Source organism: Nocardia sp. JCM 38205, from assembly GCF_058222935.1.
Genome location: NZ_JBYHFL010000001.1, coordinates 812,032 through 832,943 on the forward strand (window position 1 = coordinate 812,032; position 20,912 = coordinate 832,943).

Below are 20,912 nucleotides of genomic sequence, written 5' to 3' on the forward strand. Positions count from 1 at the left end.
CGATACCCGATCGCCGCCCGCCGCAGCAGCTGGACGTGGACATCGCCCGCGAATCCCGAGTCGGCAGATCACCCGCCGGTAGGATCGCGACATGTCGGCACATCTGATCCGGTTCGGAGCGGCATTGCTGCTCACCCTCGCGGCCGCCACGGCCTGCGCGAACGACGACGCCGAGCCGGCCGGGCCCGCGCCGACGCCGATGGGCCACACCTACCTCTCCACCGAGGTGGAAGGCGCCCCGATTCCCGGCGGCGGCCCGCTGACGCTCACCTTCGCCGAGGGCCGGATCTCCGGATCGGCGGGCTGCAATACCCATAGCGGCGCGGTCGAACTCGATGGCAACACCGTCAAGGTGTCGGGCCTGGCCAGCACGCTGATGGCCTGCCCCGGCGAGAAGATGGGCGCCGACGGATGGCTCAGTGATCTGCTCAATGCCTCGCCCAGCTGGCGGCTCGACGACGCCCGGCTCACCCTCGAAGGCAACAACACCACCGTGATCATGATGGACAAGGAAGTCCTGCTCCCCGACCGCCCGCTGCGCGGTACGCCCTGGGTCGTCAATGCCCTGCTCACCCCCGACGCCCAGATCCACTCACAGAAGATCGACGAACTTCGGCCGACCTTCACCATCGCCGAGGACGGCTCCCTCACCGGCTTCGCCGGCTGCAACCGGATGACCGGCTCGGCCACCATCACCGACACCCCCGAAGGCTCCGATATCGCCTTCCAGGTGGCGACCACCAGGATGATGTGCGACCCGGAAACCATGGAGGTCGAACAGGCGGTCCTCCAGGCCCTCGACGGCACCGCGCAGGCCACCGTCGACGCCGACGTCCTCACCCTGCGCAACCCCAACGGTCATGGACTGACGCTGCGGGCCCAGTAGCCGCGCAGCACCCGGCACACCTGCCCCACACCGCCGGCCAAGGCACAGCCCGGCGCACCCGCACGCACTGTTCACTGCGTGCGGGGTCACGCCAGAACCTCGCCGACGAACTGCGGGTCTGGGTCATCGCCTCAGCCGCTCCGCGAACCGGATCACACGCCCCTCCGAGCACGACCACGAATCCACGACAACGACTGAGGCCCACCGGGATCAATCCCGGTGGGCCTCGAGGGTCGTTGATCAGGGCAGCGGGCCACCCGCGGCGATCGCCGACAGAGTGGCGAACTCGTCACCCTTGAGCGAGGCACCGCCGACCAGCGCGCCGTCGATATCGGTCTGCGAGACCAGTTCGCCGACGTTCTTGGCATTGACCGAACCGCCGTAGAGCACCCGCACCGACGCCGCCACCTCCGGCGACGCCAGTTCGGCGAGCTCACCGCGGATCGCGCCGCACACTTCCTGCGCGTCGGCAGGAGTGGCGACCTTGCCGGTGCCGATGGCCCACACCGGTTCGTAGGCGATGACGATCTTCGAGATCTCCTCGGCCGTCAGGCCTTTGAGCGAACCACGCAACTGCTCGAGGTTGTACTCGACGTGGGTCTTCGCCTCGCGGACATTGAGACCCTCACCGATGCACACGATCGGGGTGATCTCGTGCTTCAACGCCTGCTTGGCCTTGGCGAGCACGATCGCGTCGTCCTCGTTGTGGTACTGGCGGCGCTCCGAATGGCCGACCACCACGAAGCTGCACCCCAGCTTGGCCAGCATGGACGCGCTGATCTCGCCGGTGTAGGCGCCCGCGTCGTGCACCGACACATCCTGCGCGCCGAAGGTGACGCGCAGCTTGTCACCCTCGATCAGCGTCTGCACGCTGCGGATATCGGTGAACGGCGGGATGACGGTGACGTCGACCTTGTCGAAGTACTTGTCCGGCAGGGCGAACGCGATCTTCTGCACCAGGGCGATGGCCTCGAGATGATTGAGGTTCATCTTCCAGTTGCCCGCGATGAGCGGCTTGCGTGCCATTACGCGTCCTCCTCCAGCACGCTGATGCCGGGAAGTTCCTTGCCCTCGAGGTATTCCAGCGACGCACCGCCACCGGTCGAGATGTGCGAGAAACCGTCCTCCGGCAGGCCGAGGGTGCGCACGGCCGCGGCCGAGTCGCCACCACCGACGACGGTGAACGCGCCCTTACCGGTCGCGGTCACGATCGCCTCGGCGACCCCGCGGGTGCCGGCGGCGAAGTTGTCGAACTCGAACACACCCATCGGGCCGTTCCAGAACACCGTCTTCGCCTCGGTCAGCAGCGCCGAGAACCGGTCCACCGACTCGGGACCGATGTCCAGGCCCATCCAGCCGTCCGGGATCTCGTGGGCCGGAACGACCTTCGAGTCGGCGTCGGCGGCGAACTTGTCGGCCGCGACGATGTCACGGGGCAGATGGATGACGTCGGCGAAGCGTTCGAGCAGCTGCTTGCAGGTGTCGATCATCTCCTCCTGCAACAGCGAGGAACCTACCGAAAGGCCCTGGGCGGCAAGGAAGGTGAAGCACATGCCGCCGCCGATGACGAGGGTGTCGACCTTGGGGGCCAGCGCCTCGATCACCGCGAGCTTGTCCGAGACCTTGGACCCGCCGAGCACCACCGCGTACGGCCGCTCCGGGTTCTCGGTGAGCTTGGCCAGCACCTCGACCTCGGCGGCGACCAGCGTGCCCGCGTAATGCGGCAGCAGCTTCGCCACGTCGTAGACCGAGGCCTGCTTGCGGTGCACCACACCGAAGCCGTCGGAGACGAACGCCCCGTCCTCGCCCACCAGCTCGACCAGCGCGGCGGCCAGCTTGGCGCGCTGCGCGTCGTCTTTGCTGGTTTCGCGCGGATCGAACCGGATGTTCTCGAGCATGAGCACGTCACCGTCGGTGAGGCCTTCCGAACGCGCGAGCGCGTCCTGGCCGACCACATCACCGGCGAGTTGGACATTGCGGCCCAGTTCCTCGGCCAGCCGCGCGGCGACCGGCGCCAGCGACAACTTCGGATCCGGCTCACCCTTCGGGCGGCCCAGATGCGCGGTGACGACCACCTTGGCGCCGGCCTCGACCAGCGCCTTCAGCGTGGGCACCGACGCCAGGATGCGGCCCGGATCGGTGATGGTGCCGTTGTCGTCGAGGGGGACGTTCAGGTCGGAGCGCATCAGCACGCCCCGGCCCTCGACACCCTCGGCCAGCAGATCTGCGAGTGTCTTGACTGCCATCTGGGTCAGAGCGACTTTCCGACCAGGCCGATGAGGTCGGCGAGGCGGTTGGAGTAGCCCCACTCGTTGTCGTACCAGGACACGACCTTCACCTGATCGTCGATGACCTTGGTCAGCGGCGCGTCGTAGATCGACGAGTGCGGGTCGGTGACGATGTCGCTGGAGACGATCGGATCGGTGTTGTACTTCAGGATGCCCTTCAGCGGGCCCTCGGCGGCAGCCTTGTACGCGGCGTTGATCTCGTCGATGGTGGCCGACTTGGACAGGGTGGCGGTGAGGTCGGTGACCGAACCGGTGGGCACCGGCACGCGCAGCGCGTAGCCGTCCAGCTTGCCCTGCAACTCGGGCAGCACCAGGCCGATGGCCTTGGCGGCGCCGGTGCCGGTGGGCACGATGTTCAGCGCGGCGGCGCGGGCGCGGCGCAGATCGCTGTGCGGGCCGTCCTGGAGGTTCTGATCCTGGGTGTAGGCGTGGATCGTGGTCATCAGGCCACGCTCGATGCCGAACTCGTCGTTGAGGACCTTGGCCAGCGGGCCGAGGCAGTTGGTGGTGCAGGAGGCGTTGGAGATGATGTTCTGGCTGCCGTCGTACTGGCTGTCGTTGACACCCATGACCACGGTCAGGTCTTCGCCCTTGGCGGGCGCGGAGATGATGACCTTCTTGGCGCCTGCGGCCAGGTGACCCTTGGCCTTGGTGGCGTCGGTGAAGATGCCGGTGGACTCGACCACCACGTCGACGCCGAGATCGCCCCACGGCAGGGCGGCGGGCCCCTCCTTGATGGCCAGCGCCTTGATCCGCTGGTCGCCGACCACGATGGTGTCCTCGCCGTCGAGCGACACGTCCTGCGGCAGCCGGCCCAGGATCGAGTCGTACTTCAGCAGGGTGGCCAGGGTCGCGTTATCGGTGAGGTCGTTGACCGCGACGATCTCGATGTCGGTGGTGCCGAGCGCCTTCTGCGCCTCGACCGCCCTGAAGAAGTTACGGCCGATACGACCGAAGCCGTTGATGCCTACCCGGACAGTCACGTTATCGCTCCTCAGCTTTTCAGCGGATTCATTCCGTCTCTACCTACAGTAGTGCCCGGCCGTAACCCCGCGGACATGCACCTCACGATTGCGAATCCGGTGAGGTGCGGCCCGCGAACGACCGAACGCGGGCCGGTACAACCGGCCCCGCCCGCTCAGGCTTCGTCGAGCAGTTCGGCGGTCACCGCCGATTCGGTATCGGGCACGCCGAGCTCCTTCGCGCGGCGGTCGGCCATCGACAGCAGGCGCCGGATACGTCCGGCCACAGCGTCTTTCGTCATCGGCGGATCGGCGAGCTGGCCCAGTTCCTCGAGCGAGGCCTGGCGATGCTGCACGCGAAGCTTGCCCGCCGCGGCCAGATGATCGGGTACCTCGTCACCGAGGATTTCCAGGGCCCGCTCCACCCGCGCGGCGGCGGCGACAGCGGCGCGCGCCGAGCGGCGCAGATTCGCGTCGTCGAAGTTGGCCAACCGGTTGGCGGTGGCCCGCACCTCCCGGCGCATCCGGCGTTCTTCCCAGGTCAGCCGGGTGTCCTGGGCGCCCATCCTGGTCAGCAGCGCGCCGATGGCCTCGCCGTCGCGCACCACCACCCGGTCGGTGCCGCGTACCTCGCGCGCCTTGGCCGAGATGCCGAGCCTGCGCGCCGCGCCCACCAGCGCCAGCGCCGCCTCCGGCCCGGGGCAGCTGACCTCGAGCGCCGAGGAGCGCCCCGGTTCGGTGAGCGAGCCGTGCGCGAGAAACGCACCACGCCAAGCGGCTTCGGCGTCGCCGACGCTGCCGCCGACCACCTGGGCAGGCAGCCCGCGCACCGGACGGCCGCGCACGTCGAGCAGGCCGGTCTGGCGGGCCAGCGCCTCGCCCTCCTTCGACACCCGCACCACGTAGCGCGAGGTCTTGCGGAGCCCGCCGGCACCGAGAACGTGCACGTCGGAGCCGTAGCCGTAGAGCTCGAAGATTTCGCGTCGTAGCCTGCGCGCGATCGAGCCCATATCCACCTCGGCCTCGACGATCACCCGCCCGCCGACGATGTGCAGCCCACCGGCGAAGCGCAGCAGGGCGGACAGTTCCGCCTTGCGCGAACTCACCTGGGACACCGCGAGCCTGCTCAGCTCGTCCTTCACTTCGGCTGTCATCGCCACGAGACGCGCTCCTTTCCACCCAACCCGGACCGCACATCCTGACCCATGTGCCGTCCCTCGACTCGAAGCCCTGACACGGTCGGCCGAGGTTCCCGGATCAAACGATCCAGTGCGGCGGCAAGCTTTCCGGGATGGTGCCGGTCTGTTCCCGCGTCGGCGACATCGGAAAAGACTACCCGCGCTCGCAACTGTTCGGCCGCTCTTGCCACATGTTCGCGCTCTCTGCCCTCGGGCACGCAGCCGGAATCGACCAAGACATCGTCGACCGCGAAATCCGGTGCGTGCTGGGACAATACATGCAGATGGCGTTCGGCGGAGAATCCTGCGGTCTCGCCCGGCTCGGCGGCCAGATTCAGGACGAGCACTTTGCGTGCTCGGGTGTAGACCAGCGCGTCGTGCAGCTCGGGGACCAGCACATGCGGGATCACACTGGTGAACCAGGAACCGGGGCCGAGCACCACCACGTCGGCGTGTTCGATGGCCGAGGTGGCCTCCGGACTGGCGGGCGGGTCGGAGGGGATCAGCCGCACCCGCCGGACCTTGCCCGGGGTGGTCGCCACCGCCACCTGCCCGCGGATGCAGCGGCTCACCCGTGGGTCGGCCTCCAGCCCGGATACGTCGGCCTCGATATCGAGGGCGATCGGCGACATCGGCAGCACCCGCCCTGTCACTCCGAGCAGCGCCGCGACCTGGTCGAGTGCGGCCACCGGATCGCCGAGTACCTCGGTGAGCCCGGCCAGGATCAGGTTGCCGACCGAATGCCCGGCCAGCGCGCCGGTGCCGCCGAAGCGGTGCTGCACCGTGCGGGTCCACACCCCGTCGGCATCGGCGGCCAGCGCTGCCAGCGCCATCCGCAGGTCACCCGGCGGAGGCACGCCGAGCTCGGCGCGTAATCGGCCGGAGGAGCCGCCGTCGTCGGCGACGGTCACCACCGCACTGATGCGGGTGGTGAGCCGCCGCACCGCGGTCAGCGTCGCGTACAGACCGTGCCCGCCGCCGAGCGCGACGATGGCGGGGTTGGCATCCCATCCCGTCATTCGCGCCCCAGATCCCGGTGGACCACGCGCACCACGTCGACGACCCCGTCGGAGTCGGTGCGCAACGATTCACCCAGCGCTTCCGCGATCGCTACGCTGCGGTGCCTGCCGCCGGTGCACCCCACTGCCACCGTCATGTATCGCTTCCCCTCTTGGCGGTAACCGTTCGTGACCAGGTCGAGCAGGTGGTGGCAGGTACGCAGATAGTCGTCCGCGCCCGGACGCGTCAGCACGTACTCGCTGACCACCGACTCCTGTCCAGAATGTTCCCGCAGTTCCGGTATCCAGTGTGGATTGGGCAGAAAACGCACATCCAACACCATGTCGGCGTCCAGCGGTACCCCGTACTTGAAACCGAAGGACTGCACGGTCAGCTGCAAGGCTGCCGAGGCGCCGCCGCCGTAGGCTTCCTCCAGCTTGCGGTGCAGCTGGTGAATGGACAGCTCGGTGGTATCGATGACGACATCCGCGGCGGCCTTGACCGCCGAGAGCCGGATCCGCTCCGCGGCGATGCCCGCCGACAGCGTGCCGTCGGCGCTCTCGCTCTGCAAGGGATGGCGGCGCCGGGCGAAACCGAACCGGCGGATCAGCACATCGTCGGAGGCTTCCAGGAACAACACCCGGGTCTTCACACCGCGCGCACGCAGCTGCTCGGTGACCACCGAGAGATCGCCGGTGAAGAACCGGCTGCGCACGTCCATGACCAGGGCCAATCGCCGGATCGGCGGATCAGCGGCGGCGCCGAGCTCGACCATGCGCCCGATCAGTTCGGGCGGCAGATTATCGGTGACATACCAGCCGAGATCCTCGAGCACCTTGGCCGCGGTACCGCGCCCCGCTCCGGACAAACCGGTCACCAGAACGACCTCTACCTGCGCACCAGCGGGTCCGCCGCGCGCTGCGGCGGGCCCGGGGGCATGGCCGCTGCTGTTCGATTCGACGCGTGTCATGTACCACCGGATCTGTTGTCTGGATGCCTCTCGATCTTGTCGCACCGAATTCGGTACCCGGTGCAGTTACACAACGTACGCGACCGGGGCTAATCTCCGCGCAAGGCGGCCAGCACCGCCTGGGCCGTGGCGACCCCGATACCGGGCACTTCGGTGATCTCCTCCACCGTTGCCTCCTTCAACTTTGCGACCGATCCGAAGTGCGTGACCAGCGCGGTTCGCCGGGCAGCGCCCAACCCGCGCACCGAATCCAGAGCCGAGGCCGTCATCCGGCGCGAGCGTTTGCTGCGGTGGAAGGTGATGGCGAAGCGGTGCGCCTCGTCACGTACCCGTTGCAGCAGGTAGAGCGCCTCGCTGGTGCGGGGCATGATCACCGGGTCCGGCTCGTTGGGCACCCATACCTCTTCGAGGCGTTTGGCCAGGCCGATCACCGCGACGTCGGTGATGCCGAGTTCGTCGAGCACCTCCGCGGCCGCGGCGACCTGCGGCGCGCCGCCGTCGACGACGTAGAGGTTGGGTGGGTAGGCGAACTTGCGCGGTTTACCGGTCGCGGGATCGATCCCCGGCAGCGAGGTCGGCGCGTCGTCGATGTGCTCGGCGGGGGCGCCTTCGGGGGCGGTGGGGGTGTCGAGCTCGACCCGTTCGGCGGCGTCGCGTTCGCGGCGCAGCCGGCCGAAGCGGCGCCTGGTGACCTCGGCGATGCTGCCGACGTCATCGGATCGGCCCTCACCGGCGGCTTCCTTGATGGTGTAGTGCCGGTATTCCGATTTGCGTGGCAGCCCGTCTTCGAACACCACCAGCGAGGCGACCACATCGGTGCCCTGCACATGGCTGATGTCGACGCATTCGATGCGCAGCGGCGCGGTGTCCAGATCCAGGGCATCCTGAATGTCTTGCAGCGCGGCCGATCTGGAGGTGAGATCACCGGCCCGGCGCAGCTTGTGCTGGGCCAGGGCCTCCTGCGCGTTGCGCTGCACCGTCTCGGCCAGCGCCTTCTTGTCGCCGCGGCGCGGTACCCGCACCTGCACCGCCGAGCCCCGCAGCTGCGACAGCCACTGCTGCACCTGCTCCACATCGGCGGGCAACTCGGGCACCAGCACCTCGCGCGGCACCACGGTGGGTTGTTCCTCGGCGCCTTGGGCGGCGACGGCGGCCTGCTCACCGTAGAACTGGGTGAGGAACTGCTCCACCAGCGCGGCCATCTCGCCACCGGCCTCCGGCACGTCGACGGCGTCACCGGATTTGTCGACCACCCAGCCGCGCTGACCGCGGACCCGGCCGTCCCGCACATGGAAGATCTGCACCGCCACCTCGAGCTCGTCGGTGGCGAAGGCGATCACGTCGGCGTCGGTGCCGGTGCCGAGCACCACGGCCTGCTTCTCCAACGCCCGGCGCAGCGCTTGCACGTCGTCGCGCAGGCGAGCGGCGGTCTCGAAGTCGAGGTCGTCGGCGGCGGCGTGCATGCGTCGTTCGAGCTCGCGAACCATGCGGTCGGTGCGCCCGGCGAGGAAGTCGCAGAAATCCTCGACGATGCGGCGATGCTCCTCGGCGCTGACCCGGCCGATGCACGGCGCCGAGCATTTGTCGATGTAGCCGAGCAGGCACGGCCGCCCGATCTGGCTGTGCCGCTTGAACACTCCGTTGGAACAGGTGCGCGCGGGGAACACCCGCAGCAGCAGATCGAGGGTTTCCCTGATCGCCCAGGCGTGCGCGTAGGGCCCGAAGTAGCGGACGCCCTTCTTCCGCGCGCCGCGGTAGACGAACAGCCGCGGGTACTCCTCGTTCAGGGTGACCGCGAGCACCGGATACGACTTGTCATCGCGGTAGCGGACGTTGAAGCGCGGATCGAACTCCTTGATCCAGTTGTATTCCAGCTGCAACGCCTCGACCTCGGTGGACACCACCGTCCACTCGACGCTCGCCGCGGTGGTGACCATCTGCCGGGTGCGCGGATGCAGTGAGGCCACGTCGGCGAAGTAGGAGTTCAACCGGGAGCGCAGGCTCTTGGCCTTGCCGACGTAGATGACGCGCCCGTAGGAATCCCGGAACTTGTACACACCGGGTTCGACGGGAATCGTGCCCGGCTTCGGCCGGTACGTCGCGGGATCTGCCACCTGCCCAGCCTATCGACGCCCTCCGACAAACTCCGCCGTGGGAGCCCCGCTCAGGCTCGCTGCCGGACGCACCATCGGTGTCGCCCGGCAGCGAGCGCGATCTCAGCCGGCGCTGCCGTGGATCAGCACGCCACGAATGTTCTTCCCGTCGCGCAGGTCCTGATATCCCTGGTTGATGTCCTCGAGCCGGTACCGGGTGGTGACCAGATCATCGAGGTTCAGCTGACCGGCGTCGTAGAGGCGCAGCATGCGCACGATGTCGTACTGCGGGTTGGCCGAGCCGAACAGCGTGCCCTTGATCGTTTTCTCGTTCAGGGTCAGCATCGCACCCGAGACGTGGACCGTCAGCTTCGCCGGATCGGCGAGTCCGGTGACGACCACCGTCCCGCCCTTGCCGACGATCTCGAACGCCGCCGACACCACCTCTTCGGTGACCGTTCCCACCGTGATGATGGCCTGATCCGCGCCCTGCCCCCAGGACAGCTCGTTCACGATGGTGGCGGCCTCCTCGGCGGTGGCGAACGCGTGGGTGGCGCCCATCTTCAGCGCGGTCTCCCGCTTGAACTGCACCGGATCGACCGCGACGACATACTTGGCACCGCTGTGCACCGCACCCTGGACCGCATTGATGCCGAGCCCGCCGATGCCGTACACGACGGTGATGTCACCCACCCGGACATTGCCCGCGTAGGTGGCGCTGCCCCACCCCGACGGCACGCCGCAACCGACCAGGACAGCGGTCTCCAGCGGCAACCAGTTGTCCACCTTGACCACCGAGTGCTCGGAGATGGTTGCCCGTTCGGCGAACGTGCCGAGCATGCACATGGCGCCGAAATCCATTCCGTTGCCATGGAATCGGAAGGTCCCGTCGGGCATACAGCCATCGAGGATGGTGGCGCCCATATCGCAGAGGTTCTGCCTGCCGGTGGAGCAGTAGCGGCAGTGCCCGCAGTTCGGGATGAAGCTGCACACCACGTGGTCACCCGGTTGCACCTTGGTGACGCCGGGTCCCACTTCCTCGATGACGCCCGCGCCCTCGTGGCCACCCACGATGGGATAGCGCGGCGGCAGATCGCCATCGGTGAGATGCAGATCGGAGTGGCAGAGCCCGGCGGCGGTGTAGCGGATGAGGACCTCGCCGGGGCCGGGCCCGTCCAGATCGAGTTCCATGATCTCGAAGGGCTTGCCCGCGTCGATGAGCACGGCTGCGGTGGTTTTCACGGCATTCTCCTGACGGTAGACGGTCGCGCTCAGAGGGCGACGTTGACGGATTTGGTCTGCAGGTACAGGTCCATGGCGGCGGCGCCGAGCTCACGACCCCAACCGGACTGCTTGTAGCCGCCGAAGGGCATCGCGGTGTCGAAACCGTTGTATTGGTTGACCCACACCGACCCGGCCTTCAGCAGGCGCGCGGTGCGGTGCGCCTTGGCGACGTCGCGGGTCCACACGCCGGCGGCGAGCCCGTAGGGCGAATCGTTGGCTGCGGTGACCGCCGCGCCGATCCCGTCGTCGGCGTTGAAGGGCAGCGCCGCGACGACCGGGCCGAAGATCTCCTCGCGCACGATGCTGAATTCGGGCCGCACATCGACGAAGACGGTCGGCTCCACGAAGTACCCGGTCTCGCCCCACCGTTTGCCGCCGGTGAGGGCGCGGGCGCCATCGGCGAGTCCGGCTTGCAGATAGCCGGTCACGCGGTCGAACTGCTCCTGCGAGACGAGCGGGCCGAGTTCGGTCGCCGGATCCAGGCCGGGACCGATCTTCACGGCAGCGGCGGCATCGGCGACGGCCTGGGTGAAGTCGTCGAAGATCTTGTCCTCCACGAACAACCGCGTTCCCGCCACACAGCACTGGCCGTGGTTGAACAGCCACGCGTTCAGCGACCCGGTGACCGCCGCGTCGAAATCGGCGTCGGCGAACACCACGTTGGCGCTCTTGCCGCCGAGTTCGAGCGACACCTTCTTGAGGTTGCCGCGGGCCGCCTCGACGACGAGCTTGCCGACCTCGGTGGAGCCGGTGAAGGCGATCTTGTCGACACCGTCGTGGGCGGACAGGGCGGCGCCGGCGTCACCGAAGCCGGTCACGATGTTCACCACGCCGGGCGGGAAGCCGGCCTCTTGGAATACCTCGCCGAGCAGCAGCGCGGTCAGCGGGGTCTGTTCGGCGGGCTTGAGCACCACGGTGTTTCCGGCCGCGAGGGCGGGCGCGAGCTTCCACGACGCCATCAGCAGCGGGAAGTTCCACGGCACGATCAGGCCGCAGACACCGACCGGTTCGCGCAGCGTGTACGCGTGGAACCGGGCGCCGGGCGCGAACGGCATCGAGACGTCGACCGTCGAGCCCTCGATCTTGGTGGCCCAACCGGCGTAGTAGCGGAACACGTCGGCCGCCCACGCGGTGTCCACCGCGGTGGCGATGCCCGCCGATTTGCCGTTGTCGAGGGCCTCCAGCTCGCCGAACTCGGCGGCGCGCTCGGACAGGATGTCGCCGACGCGCCAGAGCAGTCGTTCGCGCTCGTTCGGCTTCATCCACTGCCACGGGCCGTCGTCGAAGGCCCGCCGCGCCGCGCGGACCGCGCGATCGACGTCCTCGGCGCCGCCGTGGGCCACCTCGGCGAGGGTGGCGCCGGTGGCGGGATCCTCGGTGGCGAAGGTGCGCCCGGACGCCGCGTCGACCCATTCACCACCGATGAGCAGCCGTTTGGGACGGTCGAGAAAGCTGCGAACCTGCGTCCGGATCGGGAACTCGGACACCGCTGTCATGCGTACCTCCAGGGAAATCGGTCTGTGACACAGGCCATATTCCGATGGATCGGTGCGCGCTAACTGTTCAATGTCTGGACACCGTCAGCGGTCGATATCGAGGGTCCGCATCCGCGCGTACAGGGTGGTCCGGCTCATCCCGAGCCTGCGCGCGGCGTGCACTTTGTTCCCGCCGCTGTCGGCCAGGGCGGCGATGATGATCCGGCGTTCGGCCAGTTCACGTTCGGACAGCCGGGCCACCCGCGGCGAGATCCGATAGGGCGCTGGAAGATCGGAGAGATCGATGCGGTCGCCGCGGGCGCTGCTCGCCGCCTGGACCAGCACCGAGTGCAGCTCGGTGAGGTTCCCGGGCCACTGCCCGGCTCGTAACGCGCCCAGCGCCCGGGCGGTGAGCCGCAGTCCGGGACGGATGCCCGCCAGCATCTGCGCCGCGATCTCGGCGATATCGGCGCGCCGCTCCCGCAGGGGCGCCAGCTGCACCCGATGCGGGCAGGCAGCCAGCAACGCCGACAACTCGGCGGTGGGTGCGCTGCCGGATCCGCTCGACAGCACCACGCGAGGTGAGCGGGTGGTCCGGACGAGCTGGGCCACGGCGTGCACCGCTTCGGGCGCGAGCCGATCGACGTCGTCGATCGCCAGGAACGCCGGCGGGCGCTCGCGCTCACACACCGCCCGCAGCCAGGCCTCGGCGTCCCGCACAGGGAGATCGGCGGCGTCGACCCGGACGGCCTCGGCCCCTGCGACCAACTCGGCGATGACGGTGCTGCGACCGGTACCCGGCTCCCCCGCCACCATCACCGCACCCTCGCCCGCCGCCACGGCACGCAGCCGGTCCCGAAGGCGATCGGCGGTGCCCGTGCGGGTGCGCGGGACCGGCAGCCGCGACCCCGACCGCACCACGAACAGCGCACCGCCATCGGTACCGGGGATGGCGTCGGCCTGCACGACCGCCCGCTCCCCCGAGGACAGTTCGAGGCTTATCCGCCGCTGGCCGCCCGGACGCAGGTCCAGCGCGAGCTCCCGCAGCGTGTGATGGTCGGCCTGATCGAACAGGTCCATCGCGGCCGGATTGGCCAGCACCACGTCACCGCCGATCGCGGCGACGGCGACATCGCGGTGCGCGGGCGCCCGCTGGAATGCCTCGATCAATCGCTGCTGGGCGGCACGGCGCCCGGCGAGCAACCGCGCTTCGATATCGGCCACCGCCCGTGCCACCAGCGGCGCGAACAGCGGGTTGGCCTCGGCGCCGCGCGCGCTCAGATCGAGCACCCCTTCCACGCGGCGGGTCACCGGGTGAATGATCGGCTGGCCGTAGCAGCTCATATCCTTGAACCGCTCGAGATAGTGCTCGCAACCGTTGATGACGATGGGTCGTTTCAGCTCGAGCGGTGTGCCGAGCGCGTTGGTGCCCGCACGGTCCTCACCGAGCAGTGACCCCACCACCACGCCGGCCCGGTCGAACCAGCGGGCGGTGGCGGCGCCGTCGAACACGCGCGAGACGATGCGCCCGTCCCCGTCGGCGAGCAGGACCGCGAGTCCGGTCCCGGACAGCTGCGTGGCCAGTTCGTCGAGGATCGGCCGCGCCGCGTGCAGCAGCCGGCCCGCGCTGTCGACCTCGGCATCCGGATCGCTGTCCAGGCCCGCGCCCGGATCGACTCCACACAGCCGCGACCGCTGCCACGACAGCGCGATATCCGGGCGCGGCCCGCGTGCTGGCGAGCCCTGTCCGAGCGTTTCCACCTGCGACATCTCGTTCCTCCGGAGGAGCAGGCGAATGGGTCACCGAGCCCGATCCGTGGCCTGCGCCGGAGGGGAACGGCCGGAGCCCGACCTCGCCTATCCGATACACCTCGGCCGCGGGTGCACCGGGTTCCGCTCGGGGTCGAGCGGAGCCGGCTCCGCTCGAGTCCGAGCAGTGCGGTGCGCGGCCGTCGAACCCGGACGTCTCCGGGTTCTCCAGATGGTAGCCAGGCCCGTGCCGTGCCGGGCCGGAATCCGCAGGCGGCGCAGGCCCGGGCCGAGCCTGTTCGTCCGTCAGAAACGGTCCTTGTGCTCGATGAGCCATTCCTCGAAGGTGCGCGACGGACGCCCGAGGACCTGGTCGAGGACGCCGTTCGGGGTGCGGGCCGACTCCGGCGGGTCGGCATGCCAGCCGACCACATATTCGGCGTCGGCCAGCGAGACGCCGGTGGCGGTCAGCCGGTCGATGGCCTGTTGCCTGGTCAGCTGCTCGAAGGTGATCTCCCGGCCGATCGTCTCGGCCAGCATGGCGACCCGCTGACGCACGGTCAGCGCTCGGGGCCCGGACAGGGTGTAGGCCCGGCCGGCGTGTCCGTCCTCGGTCAGGGCCATCGCCGCCACCGCACCGAGGTCGGCCTCGTGCACGACAGCGCTCGGCACGTCGAACGGCTCCCGCACCACGCCGGCCTCGCGAATCGAGTCGGCCCAGGCGAGGGTGTTGGACATGAATTCCTGAGGTTCCAGCCGGGTCCATGCGACGCCCGATTCCGCGACCGCGGTTTCGGCGGGGCCGACATACCCGCCCCACAGGATCGTGATCCGCTCGATGCCTGCCGCCACCGCACGGCGCACCAGCTCAGGGCCGGTCTCCGCGACCCCTGAGGTGACCGTGATGTGCAAGCCCGTTACCCCGGTCAACACCGCATCCAGCGTGTCCGGCTCGGTGTGGCTGCCCGCAACCACGTCCGCACCCGTGGGCAGCAGTGCCGCGGCACGCTCGGGATCTCGCGTGAGCGCCCGCACGTTGTGGCCGCGGCGCAGCAGCTCCGCCACCACGTGCCGTCCGGTGTTTCCCGTTGCGCCCGTTACCAATATCGACATTGTTGAACTCCCTTCCGCGCACGACGCTATGAGCTCAACCTGTGTTGAGGTCAACGTCCGGCGTTCAGTCGCAGGTCAAACGTCCGGGTGGAAGTGGCGTCGGCGCCCAGTGGGGCTGGATCGCCCAATCTGAACCGCTGGGAATGATCGCGGCGTGTTTGTCGGCGGCAGCGGTTAAGGTCCGTGCATGACGCGTGCGCGACAGATTCGGACGGGAGCGGCCGTGGTTGCGGCGCTCGTGATTTCGCTGGCGGCCGGGTGTTCGGAGGAAACCGAGGACACGGCGGCCTGCACGACAACACCCAACGGGACTCCCCTCACCGCCGCCCCCGCCACCACGGGCGGTGCGACCACGACGCAGAACCTGAGCACCAATCCCGAGATCGCGTCCGGCTATCGCAGCGATATGACACCGGTACGCACCGCCACCTACGCGGTGTCGACGGCGAATCCGCTGGCCACCCAGGCCGCCTGCGAGGTGTTGCGCGACGGCGGAACCGCCGCCGACGCGCTGATCACCGCACAGACGGTGCTCGGACTGGTCGAACCGCAGGCCTCCGGTATCGGCGGCGGTGCTTTCCTGGTTTATTACGACGCCGCGAGCAGATCCGTGGAAGCCTACGACGGCCGGGAGACCGCGCCCGCCGCCGCGACCGAGAACTATCTGCGCTGGATCAGCGACACCGACCGCACCGAACCGAAACCGGATGCCCGCGCCAGCGGCCGCTCCATCGGCGTTCCCGGCGTGCTGCGCATGCTCGAACTCACCCATCGCGAACACGGCAAGACGCCGTGGGCCGACCTGTTCGACCCGGCGGTCTCGCTGGCCGACCGTGGTTTCGAGATCAGCCCGCGGCTGGCGGGCCAGATCGCCGAATCAGCACCGAATCTCGCGGTGGACGAGGCCGCGAAGGCCTACTTCCTCAACCCCGACGGCACCCCCAAACCGGCCGGTGAGGTGCTCACCAACCCGGCGATGTCGAAGACCTTGAACGCGATCGCCACCGACGGCGCCGACGCCTTCTACACCGGAGCCATCGCCGACGATGTGGTGGCAGCCGCCACCTCGGGTTCCGGTGGCCGGACCCCGAGCCTGATCACCGCCGCGGATCTGGCGAACTATCAGCCGAAGAAGCGCACGGCGCTGTGCACCGACTACCGCGAACACGAGATCTGCGGCATGCCCGCGCCGTCGTCGGGCGGGATCACCGTCGCCGCCACCCTCGGTATCCTGTCGAATTTCGACCTGGCCGCGATGGGCCCGGACAATGTCGACCGCAACGGCGGTAAGCCGAAGGCCGAAGCGGTGCATCTGATCTCCGAAGCCGAGCGGCTCGCCTACGCCGACCGCGACAAGTACGTCGCCGATACCGATTTCGTGCCGCTGCCGGGCAATTCGCCCGAGACCCTGGTGAACCCCGAATACCTGAAGGGCAGGGCCGCGCTGATCGATCCCGGCCGCAGCATGGGCACCGCGCAACCCGGCGATTTCGGCCCGGTACCGGTCGGCGTCGGTCCGCAGCCGCCCGAACACGGCACCAGCCAGATCTCCATCGTCGACTCCTACGGCAATGCCGCCGCCATGACCACCACCGTCGAATCGGCCTTCGGTTCGTTCCACATGGTCGACGGATTCATCCTCAACAACCAGCTCACCGATTTCTCCGCAGAACCCGTCGGCGAGGACGGGATGCCGCTGGCCAACCGGGTCGAGCCCGGCAAGCGCCCGCGCAGTTCGATGAGCCCGACGCTGGTCTTCGCCGACGCGGCCGACGGTTCGCGCGGCGAGCTCACCCATGTCGCCGGATCGCCCGGTGGGTCGGTGATCATCCAGTTCGTGGTGAAAACGCTGATCGGCATGCTGGATTGGGGTCTGGACCCGCAGCAGGCGATTTCGGCGGTGTCGTTCGGCGCCGCCAACACCCCGGTCACCGGGGTCGGCGGTGAACATCCGGCCATCGATGCCAGCGACGACGGCGCGCACGATCCGCTGGTCGTGCGCCTGCGCGAACTCGGGCATCAGGTGTCGGTGGCGCCGCAGACGAGCGGACTGAGTGTGGTGCGCCGCGACGGCGACGGCTGGATCGGCGGCGCGGACCCGCGCCGGGAAGGTGAAGTGCTCGGCGATACGCGCTGACCGGGCCCGGATACCGCGCCGATCGCCGCTGACCTTCGCACCCGGCGATCGGCGCAACGTCCATGCCGACCCCGCTCGTCCGTCTGACCTGCCGGCCCGCGGTCGTGCGGCCCGGCCGGCCGCGGCATCGTCGCGCACCCGGCGAGTTCCGCGCCGATACAACGCGCCGGCCGCACTTCGGTCGTGTCGCTCTTCGAGATCGTGGCGCCGGCCTATCCACCCGCCCCGGCGGGACCGGCTGAGCAGGCTCCGACCGCGGGTGCTCGTCAGTCGCCGGAACCGCTGTACTTCGCGCCCAGTTCACGCAGCCGCTCGAGCGCGTCGGCGGCGTATTCCTTGTCGTTGGAGCGGATGGCCAACATCGGAACGTAATCGTCGTCGACCAGTTCCAGCCGTGCCCAGGACTTACGGTCCGGGAACGAGACACCGCGGATGTACTTCCACGGAAACTCGTTGTCGCCGAGGACATTGCGCACCACCACGCCCTTGGGTCCGACCCGCACCCGCGGACGCGTCAGCAGCAGCACCGCGCACGCGCCGAGCACACCGATCCCCGCCATGGCGAACTGATCGAGCACCCGGAAATGCACACCGGTCGAGCCGACCCGCAGGAAGACCCCGGCGGCGGTGAACGCGATCACCAGCAGCACCGCGACGATGATCGCGGTGCGCCGTGCCCGGCGCGGGCGCACCTCGAGATCCCAGACCGGCCGCTCGGTGGCCGAGCCGGCCGGGGCCGGGCCCGCGTTCCTACGCCAGATCCGAACGACGGGCATCGGCTAGTTCGACCCGCGCAGCGAACGCAGGGTCAGCGCGGCATCCAGGGCGGCGGCGCAGGCCTGCTCACCCTTGTCCTCCGCGGAGCCGGGTAGACCGGCCCGATCCAGCGCCTGCTTCTCGTTGTTGGTGGTGAGCACACCGTTGGCGATCGGGGTGCTCTCGTCGAGCGAGACCCGGGTCAGGCCGGCCGTGACCGCGTCACAGACGTACTCGAAATGCGGTGTGTCGCCGCGGATCACCACACCGAGCGCGACCACGGCGTCATGGGTACGGGCCAGTTCTTGGGCCACCACCGGCAGTTCCATCGCACCGGCGCAGCGCACCACCGTCACCGCGCGCACTCCGGCCTCCTTGGCCACGCGTTCGGCATTGGCGACCAGGGTGTCGCAGATCTGGGTGTGCCAGCGCGAGGCGACGATGCCGAGCTTGAGCTCCTTGGCATCCTCGAGCGCGAAAGTGGGTACGCCGGTACCGCTCATCGGTTCTCGCCTTTCCGTCCGGCCGGATTCACTGCGCGGTCTCTCCCAGATCCAAGTCGTCGAGCCCGATCAGGTCGTGCCCCATGCGGTCGCGCTTGGTGCGCAGGTACCGCAGGTTCTCGGCATTGGCGCGCACCGGCATCGGCACCCGCTCGGTGATCCGCAGCCCATAACCGTCCAGACCGACGCGCTTGGCCGGATTGTTGGTCAGCAACCGCATCGAACGGATACCGAGATCGACCAGGATCTGCGCGCCGGTGCCGTAATCGCGGGCGTCGGCGGGCAGGCCGAGCTCGATATTCGCATCGACGGTGTCATGGCCGGAATCCTGGAGCTGGTAGGCCTGCAACTTGTGCATCAGGCCGATGCCACGGCCTTCGTGCCCGCGCATGTAGAGCACCACGCCCCGGCCCTCGGCGGCCACCATCTCCAGCGCGGCGTCCAGCTGCGGGCCGCAATCACAGCGCAGCGAACCGAACACATCGCCGGTCAGGCATTCCGAATGCACGCGGACCAGCACGTCGTCACCGTCGAGGATGTCGCCGCGCACCAGCGCCACATGCTCGACCTCGTCATAGATGCTCTGGTAACCGACGGCGGTGAACTCGCCGTGCACGGTCGGAATGCGGGCTTCCGCGACGCGCACCACATGCTTTTCGTGCTTGCGCCGCCAGGCGATCATGTCGGCGATCGAGATCAGCGCCAGTTCGTGCTCGTCGGCGAAGACGCGCAGCTCCTCGGTGCGGGCCATGTGCCCGTCGTCCTTCTGGCTGACGATCTCGCAGATCACACCCGCTGGACGCAGTCCAGCCATCCGCGCCAGATCGACCGCGGCCTCGGTGTGGCCGGGCCTGCGCAGCACGCCGCCATCCTTGGCGCGCAGCGGCACCACGTGGCCGGGCCGGGTGAAATCGTCGGCCTTGGCGTCGGCGTCGGCGAGCAGCCGGATGGTGGTGGCGCGGTCGGCGCCGGAGATGCCGGTACTGACGCCTTCCTTGGCATCGACCGACACCGTGTAGGCGGTGCCGTGCTTGTCCTGGTTCAGCGCGTACATCGGCGGCAGGCCGAGGCGATCGCAGTCCTCACCGGTGAGGGGCACACAGATATAGCCCGACGTGTAGCGGATCATGAACGCCATCAGCTCCGGGGTGGCCTTCTCGGCCGCGAAGATGAGGTCGCCCTCGTTCTCCCGGTCCTCGTCGTCGACGACGACAACCGCCTTACCGGCGGCGATATCGGCGACTGCGCGCTCGATGCTGTCGAACCTGGTCACGTCTGTTGTGCTCCATCTCGAATAAGGTGCCACCCCACACTACTGGGTCGGAAGTGTCACTCCGGAGGCAGTGGTCCGCCTGGTGGACGGTGTGCTCAGCCGCGTTGCCGAAGGCGTTCGACGTACTTGGCGATGACGTCGACCTCCAGGTTGACCAGGGTGCCCGGCGCGGCGGTCCCGAGGTTGGTCATCGACAGGGTGGTCGGGATGAGCGAAACCTCGAACCAGTCGCGGTTACCGTCGGCCGCGGGGGTTTCGGCGATCCCGAGCCCGGAGACGGTCAGCGAGATGCCGTCGACGGTGATGGAACCCTTCTCCACGACGTACTTCGCGATGGCGTCCGGCAGCGAGATGCGCACGACCTCCCAGTTCTCCGAGGGCGTCCGGGAGAGCACGGTGCCGGTCCCGTCGACGTGGCCCTGCACGAGGTGCCCGCCGAGGCGGCTGTTCAGGGCGGCGGCGCGCTCCAGGTTCACCTTGGCGCCCACGGTCAGGCCGCCGATGCTGGAGCGGTTGAGGGTCTCGGCCATCACATCCACGGTGAAGGAGTCGCCGTCGACGACATCGACGACGGTCAGGCACACACCGTTGACGGCGATGGAGTCGCCGTGGCCGGCATCGGAGGTCACCAGCTTGCCCCGGATCGTCAACCGCGCGGCGTCGGCCAGCTGCTCGGTGGCGACGATCTCGCCCAGCTCCTCGACGATGCCTGTGAACATGCCTGACTCCCTGTCGCGTGTGGTCTTCCGGTTGCGGAACGGTCGTGACCGGGGTCGGTATTCCCCGTGGCCGTGCCGTGCTCGTGATCGAAGCCTAGTGAGCGATACCGGGCAGGGTGAGCGCGGCCGGATCGGTTCCGGGTCGGCCGGCGAGCGCGGCCGCTCGTGGCCCACCGACTCGCCGACCGATGCCACGCCGGACGACGAGACCGTGACGCGCCGTGGAATCCGACCTCAGGGATGTGTCGCGGCCGCTGTGCGAACACGGATTATTTTGCGGCGACTAATTCTCTATCGGTATTCAGAAAATACTGTTCGTTCGGTCCGTAGACTTTGTTGCACCGCTTTTTCCGAAACGCACAGAAGAATGTCATCCCGCGCCCGTACAGTCGGTGCCCGGCCGAGACGGCGCCGAAACATGAATTTCCGCAATCGCTTGCACGGGGACCGATATTGTCGCAAAATCGTTATGTAGCCGACTCCGACCGTTCAACAGCACCAGCTTTTCCGTACGGCAGAGTGACTGT

17 protein-coding genes are annotated in these 20,912 nt (G+C 68.7%); 2 read left to right on the plus strand and 15 right to left on the minus strand.

What is annotated here, in order from left to right; translation table 11 throughout:
- Positions 1 to 91: 91 nt before the first annotated feature.
- Positions 92 to 886, plus strand: coding sequence for an META domain-containing protein (locus tag AC4HOU_RS03750; RefSeq protein WP_195019611.1), 795 nt, complete (start codon positions 92 to 94; stop codon positions 884 to 886).
- Positions 887 to 1,126: 240 nt separating this feature from the next.
- On the opposite strand, the gene tpiA is transcribed toward AC4HOU_RS03750, so the two are convergent.
- From tpiA to AC4HOU_RS03805, 11 genes are all read right to left on the minus strand, one after another.
- Positions 1,127 to 1,912 (minus strand): triose-phosphate isomerase, encoded by a 786-nt coding sequence (tpiA, locus tag AC4HOU_RS03755; RefSeq protein WP_163815985.1) that lies wholly within the window; start codon positions 1,910 to 1,912, stop codon positions 1,127 to 1,129.
- Positions 1,912 to 3,132: a phosphoglycerate kinase gene (locus AC4HOU_RS03760; RefSeq protein WP_490724129.1), complete on the minus strand. Its 1,221-nt coding sequence runs from the start codon at positions 3,130 to 3,132 to the stop codon at positions 1,912 to 1,914. The genes tpiA and AC4HOU_RS03760 overlap by 1 nt, the downstream gene beginning before the upstream one ends.
- A gap of 5 nt (positions 3,133 to 3,137) precedes the next feature.
- A complete protein-coding gene (gap, locus tag AC4HOU_RS03765; protein WP_163815989.1) occupies positions 3,138 to 4,157 on the minus strand; it encodes a type I glyceraldehyde-3-phosphate dehydrogenase in 1,020 nt (339 codons plus the stop codon).
- Positions 4,158 to 4,312: 155 nt separating this feature from the next.
- Positions 4,313 to 5,296 (minus strand): DNA-binding protein WhiA, encoded by a 984-nt coding sequence (gene whiA / locus AC4HOU_RS03770; RefSeq protein ID WP_163815991.1) that lies wholly within the window; start codon positions 5,294 to 5,296, stop codon positions 4,313 to 4,315.
- On the minus strand, positions 5,287 to 6,333 hold the full coding sequence (locus tag AC4HOU_RS03775; RefSeq protein ID WP_490724130.1) for a gluconeogenesis factor YvcK family protein: 1,047 nt from the start codon (positions 6,331 to 6,333) through the stop codon (positions 5,287 to 5,289). Before AC4HOU_RS03775 ends, whiA begins: the two co-directional genes overlap by 10 nt.
- Positions 6,330 to 7,283 carry an RNase adapter RapZ gene (gene rapZ / locus AC4HOU_RS03780; RefSeq protein ID WP_163815995.1) on the minus strand — a complete coding sequence of 318 codons (954 nt, stop codon included), beginning with the start codon at positions 7,281 to 7,283 and terminating at the stop codon, positions 6,330 to 6,332. Before rapZ ends, AC4HOU_RS03775 begins: the two co-directional genes overlap by 4 nt.
- Positions 7,284 to 7,372: 89 nt before the next feature.
- Complete coding sequence (gene uvrC, locus AC4HOU_RS03785) at positions 7,373 to 9,397, minus strand: excinuclease ABC subunit UvrC (RefSeq protein ID WP_194989867.1); 2,025 nt, start codon at positions 9,395 to 9,397, stop codon at positions 7,373 to 7,375.
- Between the two features lie 102 nt (positions 9,398 to 9,499).
- Positions 9,500 to 10,618 (minus strand): NDMA-dependent alcohol dehydrogenase, encoded by a 1,119-nt coding sequence (locus AC4HOU_RS03790; RefSeq protein ID WP_490724131.1) that lies wholly within the window; start codon positions 10,616 to 10,618, stop codon positions 9,500 to 9,502.
- Positions 10,619 to 10,647: 29 nt separating this feature from the next.
- Entirely contained in the window at positions 10,648 to 12,156 is a 1,509-nt protein-coding gene (locus AC4HOU_RS03795; RefSeq protein WP_490724132.1) for an aldehyde dehydrogenase family protein, read from the minus strand.
- Positions 12,157 to 12,240: 84 nt separating this feature from the next.
- Positions 12,241 to 13,905: a sigma-54-dependent Fis family transcriptional regulator gene (locus AC4HOU_RS03800; protein ID WP_490724133.1), complete on the minus strand. Its 1,665-nt coding sequence runs from the start codon at positions 13,903 to 13,905 to the stop codon at positions 12,241 to 12,243.
- A 285-nt stretch (positions 13,906 to 14,190) separates the two neighbouring features.
- Positions 14,191 to 14,997: an NmrA family NAD(P)-binding protein gene (locus AC4HOU_RS03805; protein WP_490724134.1), complete on the minus strand. Its 807-nt coding sequence runs from the start codon at positions 14,995 to 14,997 to the stop codon at positions 14,191 to 14,193.
- Positions 14,998 to 15,184: 187 nt separating this feature from the next.
- Here AC4HOU_RS03805 and AC4HOU_RS03810 point away from each other — a divergent pair, with 187 nt between their 5' ends.
- Positions 15,185 to 17,134 (plus strand): gamma-glutamyltransferase family protein, encoded by a 1,950-nt coding sequence (locus AC4HOU_RS03810; protein WP_163816007.1) that lies wholly within the window; start codon positions 15,185 to 15,187, stop codon positions 17,132 to 17,134.
- Between the two features lie 266 nt (positions 17,135 to 17,400).
- On the opposite strand, the gene AC4HOU_RS03815 is transcribed toward AC4HOU_RS03810, so the two are convergent.
- The 4 genes from AC4HOU_RS03815 to AC4HOU_RS03830 form a co-directional block, all read right to left on the minus strand.
- The gene (locus tag AC4HOU_RS03815; protein ID WP_178128247.1) at positions 17,401 to 17,910 is read right to left on the minus strand and encodes a PH domain-containing protein; all 510 of its coding nucleotides are present in this window, start codon (positions 17,908 to 17,910) and stop codon (positions 17,401 to 17,403) included.
- Between the two features lie 3 nt (positions 17,911 to 17,913).
- Entirely contained in the window at positions 17,914 to 18,393 is a 480-nt protein-coding gene (gene ribH / locus AC4HOU_RS03820; RefSeq protein ID WP_490724135.1) for a 6,7-dimethyl-8-ribityllumazine synthase, read from the minus strand.
- 28 nt (positions 18,394 to 18,421) lie between these two features.
- Positions 18,422 to 19,666, minus strand: a complete 1,245-nt coding sequence (locus tag AC4HOU_RS03825; RefSeq protein WP_130917023.1) for a bifunctional 3,4-dihydroxy-2-butanone-4-phosphate synthase/GTP cyclohydrolase II — start codon at positions 19,664 to 19,666, stop codon at positions 18,422 to 18,424.
- A gap of 95 nt (positions 19,667 to 19,761) precedes the next feature.
- Positions 19,762 to 20,385: a riboflavin synthase gene (locus AC4HOU_RS03830; protein WP_490724136.1), complete on the minus strand. Its 624-nt coding sequence runs from the start codon at positions 20,383 to 20,385 to the stop codon at positions 19,762 to 19,764.
- Positions 20,386 to 20,912 lie beyond the last annotated feature (527 nt).

Coding starts and splice junctions, on each gene's coding strand:
- rapZ (WP_163815995.1), bottom strand. CDS start 7,283: ATGACACGCGTCGAATCGAACAGCAGCGGCCATGCCCCCGGGCCCGCC.
- AC4HOU_RS03810 (WP_163816007.1), top strand. CDS start 15,185: ATGACGCGTGCGCGACAGATTCGGACGGGAGCGGCCGTGGTTGCGGCG.
- tpiA (WP_163815985.1), bottom strand. CDS start 1,912: ATGGCACGCAAGCCGCTCATCGCGGGCAACTGGAAGATGAACCTCAAT.
- AC4HOU_RS03795 (WP_490724132.1), bottom strand. CDS start 12,156: ATGACAGCGGTGTCCGAGTTCCCGATCCGGACGCAGGTTCGCAGCTTT.
- AC4HOU_RS03815 (WP_178128247.1), bottom strand. CDS start 17,910: ATGCCCGTCGTTCGGATCTGGCGTAGGAACGCGGGCCCGGCCCCGGCC.
- AC4HOU_RS03750 (WP_195019611.1), top strand. CDS start 92: ATGTCGGCACATCTGATCCGGTTCGGAGCGGCATTGCTGCTCACCCTC.
- AC4HOU_RS03805 (WP_490724134.1), bottom strand. CDS start 14,997: ATGTCGATATTGGTAACGGGCGCAACGGGAAACACCGGACGGCACGTG.
- AC4HOU_RS03775 (WP_490724130.1), bottom strand. CDS start 6,333: ATGACGGGATGGGATGCCAACCCCGCCATCGTCGCGCTCGGCGGCGGG.
- AC4HOU_RS03800 (WP_490724133.1), bottom strand. CDS start 13,905: ATGTCGCAGGTGGAAACGCTCGGACAGGGCTCGCCAGCACGCGGGCCG.
- ribH (WP_490724135.1), bottom strand. CDS start 18,393: ATGAGCGGTACCGGCGTACCCACTTTCGCGCTCGAGGATGCCAAGGAG.
- AC4HOU_RS03830 (WP_490724136.1), bottom strand. CDS start 20,385: ATGTTCACAGGCATCGTCGAGGAGCTGGGCGAGATCGTCGCCACCGAG.
- AC4HOU_RS03760 (WP_490724129.1), bottom strand. CDS start 3,132: ATGGCAGTCAAGACACTCGCAGATCTGCTGGCCGAGGGTGTCGAGGGC.